Annotated in this window: 15 protein-coding genes; 14 read left to right on the top strand and 1 reads right to left on the bottom strand. The window is 40.5% G+C overall.

Translation table 11 applies throughout. The features are described 5' to 3' along the window. From tssF to NDN13_RS08650, 14 genes are all read left to right on the top strand, one after another. Positions 1-1,809, top strand: a complete 1,809-nt coding sequence (gene tssF, locus NDN13_RS08715; RefSeq protein ID WP_251117951.1) for a type VI secretion system baseplate subunit TssF — start codon at positions 1-3, stop codon at positions 1,807-1,809. Then, entirely contained in the window at positions 1,773-2,768 is a 996-nt protein-coding gene (tssG, locus tag NDN13_RS08710) for a type VI secretion system baseplate subunit TssG (RefSeq protein ID WP_251117950.1), read from the top strand. Before tssF ends, tssG begins: the two co-directional genes overlap by 37 nt. Next, complete coding sequence (locus NDN13_RS08705) at positions 2,768-4,192, top strand: hypothetical protein (RefSeq protein ID WP_251117949.1); 1,425 nt, start codon at positions 2,768-2,770, stop codon at positions 4,190-4,192. Before tssG ends, NDN13_RS08705 begins: the two co-directional genes overlap by 1 nt. Positions 4,193-4,220: 28 nt before the next feature. Next, entirely contained in the window at positions 4,221-8,042 is a 3,822-nt protein-coding gene (tssM, locus tag NDN13_RS08700) for a type VI secretion system membrane subunit TssM (RefSeq protein WP_251117948.1), read from the top strand. A 37-nt stretch (positions 8,043-8,079) separates the two neighbouring features. Next, positions 8,080-9,039, top strand: a complete 960-nt coding sequence (gene tagF / locus NDN13_RS08695) for a type VI secretion system-associated protein TagF (protein WP_251117947.1) — start codon at positions 8,080-8,082, stop codon at positions 9,037-9,039. Beyond that, on the top strand, positions 9,036-9,809 hold the full coding sequence (locus tag NDN13_RS08690; protein WP_251117946.1) for an OmpA family protein: 774 nt from the start codon (positions 9,036-9,038) through the stop codon (positions 9,807-9,809). Before tagF ends, NDN13_RS08690 begins: the two co-directional genes overlap by 4 nt. Before the next feature lie 33 nt (positions 9,810-9,842). After that, complete coding sequence (locus NDN13_RS08685) at positions 9,843-10,106, top strand: PAAR domain-containing protein (RefSeq protein WP_251117945.1); 264 nt, start codon at positions 9,843-9,845, stop codon at positions 10,104-10,106. A 151-nt stretch (positions 10,107-10,257) separates the two neighbouring features. Continuing rightward, positions 10,258-10,728: a hypothetical protein gene (locus NDN13_RS08680; RefSeq protein ID WP_251117944.1), complete on the top strand. Its 471-nt coding sequence runs from the start codon at positions 10,258-10,260 to the stop codon at positions 10,726-10,728. Positions 10,729-10,886: 158 nt separating this feature from the next. Then, a complete protein-coding gene (locus tag NDN13_RS08675; RefSeq protein WP_251117943.1) occupies positions 10,887-11,321 on the top strand; it encodes a hypothetical protein in 435 nt (144 codons plus the stop codon). 391 nt (positions 11,322-11,712) lie between these two features. Beyond that, the gene (locus tag NDN13_RS08670) at positions 11,713-13,965 is read left to right on the top strand and encodes a TonB-dependent hemoglobin/transferrin/lactoferrin family receptor (RefSeq protein ID WP_251117942.1); all 2,253 of its coding nucleotides are present in this window, start codon (positions 11,713-11,715) and stop codon (positions 13,963-13,965) included. A 68-nt stretch (positions 13,966-14,033) separates the two neighbouring features. After that, positions 14,034-14,840, top strand: a complete 807-nt coding sequence (locus tag NDN13_RS08665) for a hypothetical protein (protein WP_251117941.1) — start codon at positions 14,034-14,036, stop codon at positions 14,838-14,840. Positions 14,841-15,299: 459 nt separating this feature from the next. Continuing rightward, positions 15,300-16,070, top strand: coding sequence for a molybdate ABC transporter substrate-binding protein (gene modA, locus NDN13_RS08660; RefSeq protein WP_251117940.1), 771 nt, complete (start codon positions 15,300-15,302; stop codon positions 16,068-16,070). A 4-nt stretch (positions 16,071-16,074) separates the two neighbouring features. Continuing rightward, positions 16,075-16,770, top strand: a complete 696-nt coding sequence (gene modB, locus NDN13_RS08655) for a molybdate ABC transporter permease subunit (RefSeq protein WP_004654738.1) — start codon at positions 16,075-16,077, stop codon at positions 16,768-16,770. Further along, positions 16,767-17,384 carry an ATP-binding cassette domain-containing protein gene (locus NDN13_RS08650; RefSeq protein WP_004805532.1) on the top strand — a complete coding sequence of 206 codons (618 nt, stop codon included), beginning with the start codon at positions 16,767-16,769 and terminating at the stop codon, positions 17,382-17,384. Before modB ends, NDN13_RS08650 begins: the two co-directional genes overlap by 4 nt. Here NDN13_RS08650 and NDN13_RS08645 read toward each other — a convergent pair. Next, entirely contained in the window at positions 17,379-17,645 is a 267-nt protein-coding gene (locus NDN13_RS08645) for a metal/formaldehyde-sensitive transcriptional repressor (protein WP_004805533.1), read from the bottom strand. The genes NDN13_RS08650 and NDN13_RS08645 overlap by 6 nt on opposite strands. Between the last annotated feature and the right edge of the window lie 36 nt (positions 17,646-17,681).

The following is a 17,681-nucleotide window of genomic DNA, read 5'->3' as shown; positions in this document are numbered from 1 at the left end:
GTGATAGAGCAACTTTTACCGTATTATGAAAAACAACTACAAGAATTCGGTCAACAATCTCGAGAGTTCGCGCAGAAATATCCGAAGATTGCGCAACGTCTATCGCTTAACCAAGAACAAATTGATGACCCGCATATTGAACGCTTGATTCAGGCCTTTTCCCTGATTGCTGCACGGATTGATAAAAAATTAGCCGATAGCTATGAGCTGTTTACTCATTCTTTATTTGAAGTGATGTTCCCGCAATATTTGCGTCATTTCCCAGCCTGTACTGTGGTCAGTTTTGAAGATACCAATAAACTTAAACAATTAACAGCAGCACATTTGATTCCACAAAAAACAGCGTTGAAGTCACGCAGTTTTAAAGGCGTGCAATGCGAGTTTAACACCAGTAATGAGGTTCGATTATTACCGATCGCATTGACGCATTTGGAGTTTCAAACTTCGCCTAGCACGCATATGCATTTGAATCAAAATGCGACCTTGAGTTTGAAATTTGAAATCTTTAATGATGCCCAACAATGGATTTTGGATGAAAAATTACCGATCTATTTAGATGCAATTTCAAATTTTCCATTGCAAGTTTTGGATAGTATTTTTCGTAAAGATACAGGTTTTGCACTTCGGGTGGGGCCGCGGGTATTGGAGATCGCCAATCCCTTTGAGGTCATGGGCTTTAGTGAGCAAGAAAGTTTATTGCCGATTGATCAGCATACCCATCATGCCTATCGTTTATTGATGGAATATTTTTGTTTCCCTGAGAAGTTTAATTACTTAAATTTGGATTTGAGTGTCCTCAAAGGATTATTGCAGCAGCACAACAGCTTTGAAATTTTGATCCATCTTAAACTCAATTTGAATGATCAAGCGGTGGTTCGCAATTATTCCGAGCTCAATATAGCTAACTTTAAATTATTTACCACACCAGCAATTAATCTGTTCGAAAAGCAGGCCGAACCGCAAAAGATTTCACATACCCAATTACAATATCCATTGGTCACGGATGCACATCATCCTGAATTGTATCAAGTCTATTCTATCCTTGAGATGAATATGGTGCGTGAAAAGACCAATCAAGAGCAAACGCATCTCCCTGTATTGCCTTTTTTTGCAATGAGTCATTATCACAATGATAAGGTTCAATTTTTTTATTCTTTAAATTATCTGCCTTCGCAGACTAAAATCATGCAAATGGGGTATTCGATTGTTTCCAAGCATTTGAAACCTTATGAAATCAAATCCGATTTTATTAGTACGCGTTTGCTGTGCTCCAATGGTGATTTGCCGCATGAAGCATTAAGTCAGAGCAATAATATTCTGAATTTAAATGACAGTAGTTTGGCAAGACGTGCCTTGATTTTAAAGCGTCCGACATCGCCTTATCATTTTGATAAAAACAGCAATGAGCAATGGCGCATTATTTCGCATCTTTCGTTGAATACCTTGGCATTGATGAAAGGCGATGCGCTGAGTCATGTGAAGGAGCTTTTGGCTTTATATAACTTACCGCATTCTAAAGAAAATATTTTATTGATTGATGCATTGAAACAGCTCAACTTCTCAACCACCAATAAATTGATGAATGCAAAACCTTTCCCGATGTTTATTCGTGGGGTTAAGGCTGAGCTCTCGGTGAATAAGAGCGTTTTCCGTGGACATAGTCTCTATATTTTCAGCCAGTTATTAAGCCATATTTTTAATTTAAAGGTTCAAATCAATAGTTTTGTTGATGTGGTCGTCAAAGACAGTCTTAACCAACAGGAGATATACCAATGCGTGCAGAACGTTGGTGGCAAGACTCTTCTGTAGTCGACCAAGTTTTTAAAAAGTCAGGGTCATTTGAATTTATTCAATCTACACGCTTGTTGCGCCACCACCCACAGGTATCACAAGCACAGGGTTGGTCTGAAGATTTTAAATTTGGCACCTCATTTAGTTTAAGTTTCCCTGCGACTGAAATTGAAGAACTCAGTTATCAAGATCAGCGGGTCCATTTAACCAATCTGGTGGTAGGGCTCACAGGAACACAAGGGGCGCTACCTTATACCTATACCAATAAATTAAAACAAAGTAGCCGACAGCAGCGACTCGAGATTAAAGAATTTTTAGGTCTGTTCAATCATAAGCTGACAGCCAAATATGTTGATGCCAGCTTGGCCTATAATTTGGCGGTACGTTATGAGATTGAACAAGACAATCATTATCTGGACATTCTGCATGCCTTAAATGGCTATATTCGTTCTCAGCATGAACAACAAGATCTAGATGAGTATTTTGCCGAATTTTCTGGTTTGATGCAGGGGCAAAACAATACTGCGCATGCGTTAAAAACAGTGTTGTCATGTGTGTTTAATCAACAGGTTCAGATCCAAGAATTTGTCAAAGAAACCTTTCATCTGGCTGATGAGCAGAAGACCCGCTTAGGCGGTAGCAATCCAAGCCTACTGGGTGTGAATACCTTTTGTGGCGATACGGTTCAACAAATTGATGGCAAAATCGAAATTCAAATTGGGCCATTATCTCGAGAGCAGTATTTAGCTTTCCTGCCTGAGCAGCATTTGAATAAAAAATTAAAACATCTGATCCAGACATGGTGCAGCCCAACACTGTTTATTGATGTACGTTTGATTTTAGATAAACGTGAAATCAATCCAATCTGTTTAAATTCTGGGCATCAGATTGGTCTGGGCCAAGGGGCATTTTTAATGCCATCCGAACAATTACAACATAACACGGAAACACGTTATGCACTTTTAGGAGCCGCATAATGGTGAAGAAAATTTTAGCCACACTCATCAGTTGTTTTATCTTGGTCGGTTTAGTGGTGGTTTATTACTGGCGTGATATTCAATATCAGCCAGAATCTGCCGATTTAATTAATTATTTCCTGATCTTGCCCGTCGTGATGACCTTGGTGTTACTGTCACCTTGGCTGATCTATAAGGCATATCAACATCATAAAGAAAAAAAGCAACACGCTTTGCAGGCTGAACAAAACGCAGAGCAGAACACAACTGAGCCACAGCCGATTGTGTTGGAGAGTAAGTGGTTAAAACTGAATCTGTATGCGGCAGGCGCATATAGTGCACTGGGTGAAAATGATTCGATTCTGGATGGAATCAAGCAGTTTACCAGTCCCCAGTTAGATCAGGATCTGGTGAATTTTCATGGTATCCCCATTCTTTCTTATCGCATTGCAGACTTAGATCAACAGGTCCAAAGCGAGGATGATGAGGAATTGCAGTTCTTGTCGATTCGACAGCAGCGCATCATGGCTTTGATCCACCATCAAATTGAACAACACACTGAACTTTTGGCCTCGATTTCAGACCACTTAAAGCGGTCTAGTTTGTTTTATGAAAGCCAAAATCTGCATGAATACCGAATGCACCCTGCGTGGATTGATCCAAGTTTTTCGGGTGATGAGGCGCATGAGTCCATTCAGGTAGAGCAGGTCTATCGTTTGGATAAATTAAATCTACACATTTTATTGTCTGAAGATGTGGTGCATACCTGGAATGACTTGAGTAGCAATGAAAGTATTCAGGCCATTTTTTACGATCTTGGCATCATTCCCCAAAAGTTCCATATTGAATATCACTACCTCAGTGCGGCATCGACTGAGCAACATCTGCTGGAGTTACTTGAGCGGATTCAAAACCAAGCTCATGAAATTTCATTGATCATTGCGGCAGATTCAGAAATTGATCAAGAAATTATTGATGAAAAATCTTGGGGAGCAAGTGCTTATATCCCTGCGGAATTTGTGAGCAGTAGTTGTCTGGCGAATCCTGCGGTGCAGCTAGAACAGTTACAACCCGAGAAGACCTTTAAGCTGGTCAGCAACCAAAATAATATCGATCAAATTTTCAAAGAGTTGGGGATTGATGACTTACCCCAGTATCAGGCTGAAGACCCTTTTGTATTGGTGGTTGAGGATGGTGCTGATGTCAAGGTGTCCAAAAAATTGGAACAGTTTTTTAAGCAAAGTCCAGTCGAGGCACACCATTACTTGTACTGCAAACCGATTTTTGGACAAACCCAAAACGTGGCAAAACTGTTTGGATTAATGTTGGGGGCGCATTTTTCTGAGTCACAGGTTGCCTTTGTTTATGGACAAAATTTACAAGCATTTATCCAAGCTGTTCCTGAGATCACACAAGATCAGGAAAGTGTAGCAATTGCTGATTAATTAACTTTATTAAGAATTCGAGAACTCAATGTATATCATTTTAGGTTATCTGTGGCAGTACATCACGAATCCTAAAGCTATTATTGCTTTATCCTTATTCGTGGCACTGATTTCTTCATACTCGTCTATTCCTCGGCATATTTTTTGGGCATTGGCAGCAACCTATGCATTGGGTTTAATCGTCTATGGCATCTATTGGCTGATTCAAAGAAAACGCCATGCTGAACAAGGTGAAGAACTGGCCAATGCGATTGAGCAAGACAGCCAAGCTGAATATGGTCAACATAAAGACAAAGCCGAGCTACAGTTAATTCAGCAGCAGATGAAAGAATCAATTCAATTGATTCGTAAATCTAAATTGGGTGATAAAAAGGGCAATGCTGCATTGTACGAATTGCCTTGGTATATGGTGATTGGTAATCCTGCAGCGGGTAAAAGTTCTGCGATCTATAATTCTGGTTTGAAGTTTCCCTTTGAAGAAACCCATCAGAAAATGGTTTCAGCGGGTTTAAGTGGAACACGAAACTGTGATTGGTTTTTTTCTACAGAAGGGATTTTGCTGGATACTGCAGGGCGTTATTCGGTTTATTCCGAAGATCATTCTGAATGGTTGGGCTTTTTAAATATTTTAAAGAAAAATCGTTCCAAAGCGCCTGTTAATGGTTTGGTCCTGATTGTCAGTATTGCTGAATTGATCAGCCAGAGTCCTGAGAACTCAATAAAATTAGCCAAAAATCTGCGCGCTCGAATTCAAGACTTAACGGAAAAACTTGAGGTCGTGGTTCCTGTTTATTTAGTCTTTTCTAAAATGGACTTGATTGCAGGCTTTACCGAGTTCTTTGATTGCTATGAGTCACAAGAATATAATCAGGCATGGGGTGCAACCTTACCTTATGAGCAGAACTCGTCCCAGAATGCAGTGGAATTATTCGAAAAACATTACAGCATTCTTTATGACGGTTTAAAAAGTGTCAGTACTACGCATTTAAGTCGTCGCCATTCGCAGAATATTTCGCCAAGTGTCATGACCTTCCCATTGGAATTTAAAACACTCAAACCTGCGCTAAAAAGTTTTGTCGGCACATTATTTGAAGATAACCCATACCAGTTCCAACCGATTTTCCGTGGTTTCTATTTTACCAGTGCCTTACAAGAAGGTGTGATTGAAAGCCCAATGACGGAGAACATTGCGCAAGAGTTTCAACTGCAGCAAGTTCAGGGCAATGGACAAGACAGCGTAAATGCTTCGCTTGCACCCAACCATGGTTATTTCTTACAAGGTCTATTCTCTAATGTGATTTTACGAGACAAAGATCTGGTGAAACAGCACATCAATCCTGCCAAAAAACGTCAGCGTTATATTGGCTTTATTGCGGCATTGGTTGGGGTTTCTTTGGTCTTGGGTGTTTGGGTCTGGTCATATCGTAATAACCAGCAGTTGATTGCGGATGTACAGGCTGACTTAGATAAAGTGGTACACCTAGAAAAAACTTCTGGACAGCAATTATCAACTCAACTCGAAGCCTTATTGATTCTGCAAGAACGCTTGCAGCAGCTCGATGAGTTTGATGAGCATCGTCCGCTTAAATTCAGCTTTGGTCTCTATCAAGGTAATCAATTACGCGAGAGCTTAAAAGCCGAGTATTTGAAAGGGATCAAGCAAATTGTTCTGACTCCAACACAGCAAAATATTGCGCAATATTTACAGCGTGTTAAAAATAATGAGGCAACTTTAAAAGCCAATCACGTCAATGTCGAAATCAAGCAAGTTGCGAAAACACAGCAGTATTTAGAGCCTTCGGATAGCAATCCACAAGATGCTTATAACGCATTAAAAGCCTATTTGATGATGAGTAACCATGAATATATGGATACCAGTCATTTAAGTGACCAAGTGTCTCGTTTCTGGCGTTCTTGGTTGGATGCCAATCGTGGGCAAATGCCACGTGGTGAAATGATTCAGGATGCAGAGAAGATCCTTTCTTATGCCATGACCTTGGCCAATCAAGACGGCTTCCCTGTACTTGAAACCGATGCACAAGTGGTCGACCAAACCCGTCAAGTTTTATTGTCAGTAATTCGTGGTATGCCAGCACGTGACCGTGTCTATAACGAGATTAAGATGCGTGCAGCGGTACGCTTCCCAGCAGTCACGGTTGGGCAAATTGTGGGTGAACAAAACCGTGCCATTGTTTTGGGTAGCTATGCATTACCAGGTGTGTTTACGCAAAAGGCATGGGATGAGTATGTTGAAAAGGCAATTGATGAGGCTGCGAATAAGCCAACAGACAGCAAAGATTGGGTATTGAATAGTCGTCAATCGGATGATTTAACCTTCTCTGGTAGCCCAGAACAAATCCGCAAACAATTGGTCGCACTGTATAAGCAAGAATATGTGGCGGAATGGAAAAAATTCCTGAACGGCATTTATTATGCCAAAAACGATCAATTTGCTCAGCAAGTGAAGAGTATTGATGTTTTAGGCGAACCACAAAATTCACCAATTCGTACTTTATTACAACGCATTGCAATTGAAACCAACTGGGATAATCCAATTGTACAGGCGGAACTGGCTGTTCCTGAAAAAGGCTTTGTCGCTTGGTTTAAACGTAAAGTTCTGAACAATTCAGATGATAGAGCAGCGGCTCAAGCGATGGATCGTGCCCAAGGTGCAATTTCGCAAGAATATCAAATGTTCTATCAGTTGGTACGCAAGCGCGATGATTTACAAGATAAATCGTTATTCGATGAGTACATGAATAATCTTGCTCAAGTGCGTAGTAAGTTCAATGATCTGAAAACAGCAGGTGAGATTGGTCCAAGTGCCATGGCTTTGGTGAAACAGACCATCAATGATCAAACTTCAGTCTTTAATACCACACAGAAATATGTAGATGAGAAAATGATGGTGGGTCTAAAAGACACCGATCAACAAGTATTACAAAAATTGTTGATGACGCCACTGACACAATCTTTTGCTAGCTTGATTGTACCGACTCAGGATGAGTTGAATAAATTGTGGGGTATTCAAGCGTATCAACCATTTAAAACCAATTTGAGTCAGAAATATCCATTTAATTCAGGTGTGACTTTACAGGCCACCAGTAGTGAAATTGGTCAAATCTTTGGTGAGACGGGTAGCATTGCACGCTTTGTAAAAGAAGCTTTAGATCCATTTGTGATTCGCCGTGGTTATGTCCTGACCTCGAAAACATGGAAAGACTTAGGCATTAGCCTAAATCCACAATTTGTGGTGGCATTCCAGCAATATGTGGCACCGATCAATGGTATGGCGACAGGGAGCCTCGATCAACCTGCGGCTGCACCTGTATCCAACCAGTCTAACTTCCAGTTCTATCCATTACCGAACCCGCAATACCTATCGTATACCATTGATATTGATGGTCAACGGATGGTGTTTGAAAATGGAATTCAACAATGGGTGAACTTTGTTTGGCCAAATCAGGGAGCAGTCCCAGGCGCACGCATTACGGCAGTTGATTTGGAAGGCAAAACCCATACGATTTTTGAAGAGCCAGGTGAATATGGGATTAACCGTTTGATCGATGCTGCGCAGCGTAAAGAGCAAAATGGTAGTTTTGAAATGACATGGACCAGCAAAGCTGAACCATCTTTAACACTGAAAGTGAATTTCCGACTCATTAGTGGTAATAGCTCAGGTAGTATTGGCTCTAGCCGTGGTTATGCAGGCTTGCAACTGGTGGATAAGGTGGTGACAGAGAAAGCGGTACGGGTGGTCTCTGCGCAAGCGACACCTGCGGGGGCAGCAGCAGCTGTCTCTCCAAAACCACAAACGCCAGCGCCTGCCCAGCCAGGAGTAACGCCGTAATGTTAGGGATGATCAGGGAACAGCAGGAGGTGCTTGGATGCAACAAGTAAAAACGACAGCTTTGTACTACGGAAAGACGCCCGCTCGTGGTGACTTTCTGAAATCCAAAGGGCAATACGCATTAATCCAGGTACTTGATCAGTGGATTACAGAAGCACTTGAACATGCCATGCGTGTCCCTGAGTTTAAGCAGCGTTATGAGTCTTTGCCTTCTTTGGATTTTTTTATTGCCAATCCTGCCGAGTCGATGTTTTTGGCTGCCAATTTAATTGCCAGCCAAGACAGCTCTGGGCGCGCATTTCCGATGGTACTGAGTCAATTGCTTGAAGTTGAGCAGCCTTATCAAAATTTATTATTGGCGCCGTTTTACTACAAGTCAGTTTTGGTCGATTTATTTCAGCGCAATCGCGTATTACGTAGTATTCGTGATACCAATATTATGCTGGAAAAGCTGAATAACCTACCGAATGTGGTTCAGATTTTCACTGCCGAAGAATGTAATGGTTTTTATGAAAATCACACTATGCATTCCTTTGCCCAATTGATGAAAATCAATGTCTATGAACTGGCACAGAGCATGATTGGATTGGGACTTTTGCTGCAACCAATCTTAAAAAATGGTACCAGTCGATTAAATAAGGTACTGATCCTGCCGATCAATAACGCGATATACTGCTATGAAATCGCAGCATTTTGGGTTGGGATGATTGGACGCTTCTTAGGCATCAATAATACTGAAATCCTGATTGGCATCTTGCATCGTGAGGAACCAATTTTATTCATTGGTTTTCAAGGCGCGGATATCATGGCGCTCAGCGATATTTTTACCCAAAACATGCAGAGCGAGCATTGGGTATCCTTAATCCAAGCACAATGGATTGATGCCTATCTGGAGCAGAATGCAGGCCTTGCTACACTCGAACAATCACTTTGTCAGCGTCAGTTGAGCCTTAACCAAGGTTTGAAGCTGTTCAGACAAACTTTTTTAGATGAATGAATATGAGAAATAATCCGAAATCTATCTGGGCAAGTTTACTGTTTGGCTTATGTGTTATAGGCCAAAGCCATCTGCTCCACGCTGCGCCGATTGTAGTAGAGGGTGTGGTGCCCAATGAGGAGAGCAAGCAGGCAATCTTGGTCAAAATGCAGTCTGTTTATGGTGCAGATCAAGTCGTGGACAAAATTCAGGTGCGCCCAGTTTCAGCGCCGAGCGGCTGGAGTGATTCAGTGACCCGTGTCATCACTCCTGATCTGAAGAAGATTTCACAAGGGCAACTAAGAGTGAAAGGAACTCAGGTCGATTTAACTGGTAAAATGACCGACCCAAATCAGATTCAACCGACCACCAATAATTTTCAGGCTTTGGTCCAACAACCGTATCGATTCAATGCACAACTTTCAGTAAATCAGGCTGAGCAAAAAATCATTGATGATGCTTTGAAGAACCGAATCATTGAATTTGAATCAGGGAGTGCCATTCTGACTGCAGCAGGACAACAGATTCTGGATGAAATGGCAGTGGCGTTAAATAAGGTTGGTGGCAAAAAAGTCAAAATTATTGGACATACCGATAGCTCTGGTGATGCCAATAAGAATACGGTATTAAGTCAGCAACGTGCTGCAGCGGTACAAAGTTATCTGGTGGGTAAAAGTATTGCTGCGGATCGTTTAAGTACCGAAGGTAAAGGTTCTAGTCAGCCAGTTGCGGATAATGCAACTGCAGACGGTCGTAAGAAAAACCGCCGCATTGAATTTGAAGTACTTTAATCATTCATAAATCCAAATGTGAGGGATGGGATTATGGCAACACCCTATATCGTTGTTGGTTGTCCAACCACAGGTGGTGGGCAGGTCATCAGTGGAAATAGCAGCTTTCTCATTGAAGGCATTCCGATTGCTTGTGTTGGGGATAAGGCAACCTGTCCAAAACATAAAGCTGTGGCGACGATAGTCGCTGGTGATCCGAATATGCAAGTCATGGGTAAAGCTGCTGCTAGAGTGAATGACCCACTATCTTGCGGCTGTAAATTATTGCCTAAACAGAATTTAGCCGTTAGAGGGTAAAGACTTTTAACGCCCTTTGATTTAGCAAAGGGCTCAAATTGTTCTTATTACTGAGTTAGAAAATTGCCCGAAAGAACAGGTTATTGATCAAATAACAGATAGAGCATGAATAGATCGAAGGAGGTTCCGCATTTCATTTTGGGATGAGATTGTGGTGGTGTTAAAACAAATTTCTATCATCTTATTGCTTGTTTTTCTTTTAGGTTGTAAAGAAAAGCGGGTTGAAGATTTTAAGTATGAGTTTTCGGGTCATCGGCTTTGTGCAGTCAAAACAAATGACATTAATGCCGCGAGTGAGTTTGGTTTATTTGATAGCTCATTTAACGATGAAGGAAATTTATTTGACGAACAAATGTCTGTTGAAATCTATAAAGAAAGTTTAGAGAACTTATCGAATAAAAATAGTCCGTATATTTTCTGCTTTGACAGTTCAAAATTAAAAGATGGAACTTTAGAGACACAAATTAGATTAGAAATTAAAAAGGGGAAATATCTACGACAATATGAGTTCATCAATCATTCATGTTTATCTAGGTCTGGTTCAGCGCTTAATCTATCAAAAGATCAAGCAGTTCAAGTGTGTAGTTCAAAAGGAAGAAGATTCACAAACGATAGCGGTTAATTCTGCGTGAGTGATGAAGGGGTTTATATGAATTTTTAAGGTATGTAATTTATTTATAAATATTTTATTTCTGAGGGATAGCGTAAAAGAGTGATACTTATAGGGGGGAGTCCAGAGATGTATTTATATAAGTATCAAGGACTAAAGGGATCTAAAAAATGAAAAAAAGTATTTTATGGTTTTCTCTTTCTTTTGTGATACTAATTAGTCAGGCCTGTACAAAGCACACTCTATATTTCACACCTGAAATTGTAGGGTATATTTATGATCGTAGGACTAAATTGCCTTTAGCCAACCAAACTGGTGAAATGGGTTTTAATGGGCAAACCAGTGACAAAGATGCACAAGTAAAATTAAAAGCGGATGGTCATTTTACAATTCCTTCTGTTAGAAAAACCTATTATTTTATAAAACCGAATACACGGAAACATAGTTATTTGCCTGCTGAAATTTTTATAAATTTTAAAAAATATGATTCTAAAATTCTTGATTATTCAAATGCATATGTAGAACAAGTCCCAGAATTGAAATCTAATTTTAGTTATTCCAAAAAAATTGATTTGGGTATTATCTATCTGGATCCTGAAATATAAGTGATATGCTGATATCGGATTTTATCTAAGCAGATCTACTCCTGTTTTTTGCTTAGTGTAAAGAAAGTTATAAAGCGAGGTCATTAGCTCAAAGAAGGCCAAAGCAGATTCCTACCAAAAATGAGTGTTGATCAAGTTATATCCTGATCGAACAGCTCAATGTTGTCTCATCATTGTTTGAACTGAATTTTTTACTGTCTATTTTTAAAGCTTTTAGGCCAATATTCGGCAATAAAATTATTGTAAATAAAAATGCAATTGATTATGATTCGCATTTATTAAATCTGTGTATATTTGTAATTGATACGATCAATCACTTTCTGGGTGGGGTGGATCAATACATATCGACATGTTTAATGATTATCAATATCATTTAAAAAAGGCTCTCCCTATGAACGCAAACCCGCTTGAGCTGTATAGCCCAACGAAGTCTAATATCACTGTTTTAAAACCACGTTATTTGTCTTTATGTTTGGCTGCGCTTATGGCCTCAGGTGTAAGTTCTGGGAGTTATGCAGAAGAGGGTAAGGATAAAGCTTATACCTCATTATCGACGATTACAGTCTATGCGGAACATGAAAACGAGTCTCCTGTCTCTCGTACCAGTATTAATCGAGATAACATGGATAAGACTGGTGTAACGGACATGGCCAGTATTGTGAAATACTTGCCCTTAGTCAATGCACCATTTTCTGTTGCAGGCAGTGGGACATTTTTCGACGGAACTGGCACAAGCAGCTATAACATCCGTGGTATTGATGCCAACCGAATTGGTCTAGATGTCGATGGTGTTGATCTTGCTGATGCAACAGTCAGTACATATATTCCACCGAAAAGTATGGGCAAGCGTGGAGCAGGGCGAGATTATATCGAACCTGAAATGTTCAGTACGGTTGATATTGTCTCTGGTACAACAGATGTTTCAACCGATGGTATTGGTGGCCGAGTTTCTTTTAAAAATAAATCACCAGAAGATTACTTGGTTGACGGTAAGACAGTTGCTGGTACATTGAAAACGGGTTATAGCTCAGCTGATCAGGCTTGGTTGGCATCTGTAACAGGTGCGATTGGCAACGATGATCTCAAGGCATTAGTTGCTTATGCGCATCGTGATGGACAAGAAACCAAACCGAATTCTAAAACTAGGGCTTTTCCAGCAGATTGGAACTCTGATGCTGTTTTAACCCGTATTTTATGGACCCTATCTGATCAGCACCAATTAAACTTTACCGCAGACTACTATAAGAAAAAGACTGATACCAAAGAGATTGCGGCGAATTTATTTACGAACTATAAGAGTGACGCACAGCAACACCAAGATATTGATCGCACCCAATTCAGTATTCAACATATTTATAAGCCAAACGATTTCTTATTGTTTGATAAGTTGAATAGTAAAATCTGGTATCAAGAATCCAATAATGATACCGATACTTCATTTATGAATAGTACGACTGTGGCACGGAATTTTTCGACCACATATAAAGAAAAAAATGTCGGGCTAAAAATTGATGCGACTAAAGCCGTCAACAATCACCGTCTCAGTTATGGTTTAACTGCAGATCAAAAAGAATTTTCAAGTACCAAACTCGATGTTCGAAATGGTATACCGAGTATGTCCGTATACCAAGGGGGGTATTTGTTAGATTCGGAATTAAAGCGCTATTCTGCTTATGTCGCAGATGAGATGACATTTGATCTATTGGGAAGAGATTTGAAGCTGACGCCATCACTACGTTTAGAGCGTCAAGAGTTCAGACCTGAGATTAGCTCTTATAGTGATGTGCAGGCAAAAGATTTTAATTATGTTTCTCCAAGCTTTTCAGCAAGCTATCAATTTAGTCCTGCAAATTATAGTTATTTGAAATATTCAAAAGGCAATCGTATTCCATCACCAACGGAGATGGGCGGGATTTACCAAACCACACCAGGGAATCCTAGTTATATCGTGATTGGTAATTCGAACTTAAAGAAAGAAAGCAGTGATGCATTTGAGATTGGTTTAAGAAATACCTCAATTAATGGAATTAAATTCGATCTGACCGGATTTTATACGCAATACAAAGATTTTATCGATTACTACAACTATGGCACCACTCCACAATATCCCTATGGTTATTATCGTGCAGAGAACTTAGCCGATGCTCAAATCTGGGGTGGAGAATTGTCAACCCGTATTGATTTAGGTCAGTTTATTCCGAACTCAGATGGCTTTAGCCTTGCCTTGGTTGCAGGAAAAACCAAGGGTACTGCCAAAAATAAAAATGGTGCGAAGAGTGGCGTCAATTCAGTTCAACCAGAAAAAGGCAGTTTAACCTTTGCCTATGATGATCCGAATAAAGTGTTTGGCTTAGGTCTGACTGCAACGGCTGTGGGTGGCAGAGTTGCAACCCAAGATGTCAGTTCTTATCAAGAAGATACGCAATACCAACGTGTGGCTGGTTATAGCGTATTTGATTTATCCGCTTATTGGAATGTCACAAAGTTTGCCAAACTCAATGTCGCTTTTAATAACATCTTTGATAAGACCTACTGGGACTATGCAGCGGTTGGCACAATTAACGGTACCAATCAGGCCAGCTTGATCGACCGTGCGGCTGAACCAGGTCGTAACGTTGTCGCAAGTATCGAATTTAAATATTAATTTTATTTTAGTAGCAAGATAGAAAAAGGTTTTCGATCTAGCAAATGTTTACATCTAAGGAAATGAACATGAAAAAATTGGCTTTAATACTTGCGGGTTTAACTGCAATGGCGACTTCGGTGACCTCTGCGGCAGAAACAGTTGATCAGTCAAGTGCATATCAACAAGCCTATGCATTATATGTGCTTTATCATCCAGACAATAAAGCGCAGAGCAGTGCAGCTTTGTTAAAGCAATATACGCAGGATTATGCTGAATTATTTAAAAACAATAAAAAAGTCAATCAACAGCAGTTTGTACAATATGAACAAACACGCTTAGAGCCTTTATTAAAACAACGTCGTGACATGTCTGAGAAGCAGGCACATGTTCGTTATGGCATTTTGGACAGTAATAAAGATCAGAAGCTCACTTTAAAAGAGTTTCAGGAAACAGGCCTAAAAACATTTAATGAGTTCGATAAAAATCAGGATGGCTTAATTAACGCGGAAGATGCCAAACTATCTGAGAATAGTACGGCAACCCATGATGGTTTCCGTGTCAAACTTCCAATTTCGATGCCAATGCCAAGTAATATCAATGAGTTCATCACACAATATGGCCAAGGAAAGGTGTATGTGACACTTGGTGATTATTTGACTGCGCGAGATAAGCAATTCTTTGAAACCGATGCCAATGGCGACCATATCGTGACTGAAAAAGAATATGTTGATGAGTTTATGGGACGCTTTGACCGTAATATTACATCAGGCAAAATCAAGATGCAGGAAATGGCAGCACAGCAATTCCAAGCGATCAGCGAAGATAAAGCTACGATCCAAAGCAGTGATATTCAAAAATTTGCGAAGAAGATTGACCAAGCCATTAGTCAATAAGCTCAATATCAATTGCAGAGTTATGCCTATATTAAGTTAGTCATGGCATATCTTTTGCTAAAACAGCAATAGGGTAGCGATCTAGGCTATCTTTAGAAATAGACAAAGGCGTCTATTCAGCATCATTTGGTTGGTGTTTGGATAGACGTCTTTTTATTTTGGAAAGCAAAATAGGGCTGATCGCTATATTTTTCGGTAACTAACGATTGATCGAGCACATGTTTGATCTAGATGAAGCGATCTATCGCTCATATCGAAATTTAGATGAAGATGCCCTGAATTGGTGAAAAACTGATTTTTTGCACCAAATGATGATCATGGTACCTATGATGAGATTATTCAGGTTCTAAATACGCAGATGATGGATTAGGGATAACAAGACTGGCGAATTGTTATTTTTAGTGTATCTTTATTAAGCGATATATTTTTAAAAACATATCGAAATTTGAGGACAAAACAATGCCAACAATGATGAAAAAAACCTATCTCTGTGCTGTCGCTTTTGGGGCGAGTTTATTGATGCAGACCCATGCGGTTGCCGCAGATGCGATTACAGTGTACGCAGCTGCAAGCTTAACCAACGCAGTCAATGAACTCGATGCAATCTATGAGCAAAAAAATAAAACTGAGGTCAAAACGTCTTATGCAGGGTCTTCGACCTTAGCCAAGCAAATTGAAGCTGGCGCACCTGCAGATGTGTTTATGTCAGCTGATGTGCAATGGATGGACTATTTACAGAATAAACAGCTGGTTGCGCCAACTGATCGTATTAATTTACTGGGCAATCGACTGGTTGTGATTACGCCTAAGGAGCATCCGATTAAATTAAAAATGGATAAAAGTTTTGATCCAACTCAAGTAATTCAAGGCAAGCTGTGTACTGGGGACACCAAGAGCGTACCAGTTGGGAAATATGCTAAACAGGCGTTGACCTCACTAGGGTGGTGGGACAAAGTTCAACCACGACTGGTTGAAACGGAAGATGTACGTGCTGCCTTAAACTTTGTAGCGCGTGGTGAGTGTCAGGTGGGGATTGTGTATGCGACGGATGCTGCCATCAGCAAAGATGTGGTTGTGGCAGGTATCTTCCCCGAAAATACGCATCCACCCATTATTTATCCCGTGGGTTTAACCAAGAAGAATGCGGAATCGGTCAAATTCTATAAATTTCTACAAAGCGGACAGGCAAAAACGATATTTAAAAAATATGGGTTTAGCGTGTTGCAGTAACTAAATGATGATCTTAAGCCCTGAAGAAATTGAAGTTCTCAAGCTGTCCTGCAAAGTGGCAGCAGCGTGTCTGGTGTTTAGTTTAATTCCTGCAACTTTAGTGGCTTGGGTATTGGCCCGCAAAGAATTTTGGGGAAAGTCACTATTTGAGACCTTGGTGTTCTTACCTTTGGTTTTGCCACCTGTCGTGCCCGGCTACTTATTGCTGCAATTGTTTGGTAATCGGGGACTGTTGGGGCAATATCTTGCACCGCTGGGTTTAGAGTTTGCTTTTAACTGGAAAGGCGCGGTATTGGCATCCGCGGTGATGGGCTTTCCTTTATTGGTACAATCGATTCGGCTGGCGATTGAACTGGTCGATCAACGCTTGGAGCTGGCTGCGAAAACCTTGGGTGCATCTTCCTTTGGGGCGTTTATGCAGGTGACATTACCGCTCGCCAGTAGTGGTATTTTGGTCGGTGCTATTTTATGTTTTTGCCGAAGTTTAGGTGAGTTTGGTGCAACGATTACCTTTGTTGGCAATATTGCTGGCGAAACCCGCACTTTACCGTTGGCAATGTATAGTTTGATGCAGCAACCCGATACCGAAGCCGCAGTATGGCGATTGATTATCCTGTCTTTATCGGTGGCATTCTTTGCCTTATGGTTTGCACAGTGGTTCAATCGTTATCAGAAAAATAAGCGTGGATATTCAACATGATTGATTGTCATATACAGCTACAACAAGGGCAATTTTGTCTGGATCAACGCTTTCAATCTGATCAGACGGTAATTGGATTATTTGGGGCTTCGGGTTCGGGGAAAACCACCATATTACACAGCATTGCAGGCTTAATCCGACCTCAATCGGGCTGGATTAGAATCCAGAATCAGACTTGGTTCGATCAAGGTCAGAATATTCATCTCAGTACGCAACAACGCCGTGTCGGTTTAGTCTTTCAGGATGCGCAATTGTTCCCACATAAAAACGTCAAACAGAATTTACTGTTTGGTTTTAAGCATATTACGCCACAACAACGTCAGTTCGAAGTGGACTATATTGTAGAGTTGCTGAAATTGGCGCATTTGCTGGAACGTATGCCGATTAAGCTCTCTGGGGGAGAAAAACAGCGAGTGGCTTTGGGACGAGCCTTACTGTACTCGCCACAATTACTTCTTTTAGATGAGCCACTGTCTGCACTGGATACCGCGCATAAAGCCGAGATCATTCCCTTTTTTCAACGCGTTAAACAGGAAATCAAGATCCCAATGTTGTATGTGAGTCATGATCATTCCGAGCTAGAACAACTGAGTGACGCCATTTGGTATTTATAGATAGCGTTGTAATAAGGTGAAAAACTTTTCGACTTCTTCCTCATCGACGTGATCAGCACCTTTTAATACATGCTCTTTTAGGTGTTGTTCGATCAATTGATTCATTAAACCATTTACCGCACCTTTGACTGCTGCAACCTGCTGTAGAACTTCTATGCAAGAACTGTCAGGATTTGTGATTGATTTCTCGACTGCTGCGAACTGTCCTTGAATCCGCTTAAGACGATTTAAAATTTTCTTATCTTGATGGAGGTGAGACATACTTTTTTTCCTAAAAAAATATATACTAGGGGGAGT

The organism is Acinetobacter sp. C32I (genome assembly GCF_023702715.1).
Classification (GTDB): Bacteria; Pseudomonadota; Gammaproteobacteria; order Pseudomonadales; family Moraxellaceae; genus Acinetobacter.
Note: the sequence above shows the minus strand (reverse complement) of the source record. Positions and strands in the feature narration are given on the sequence as shown.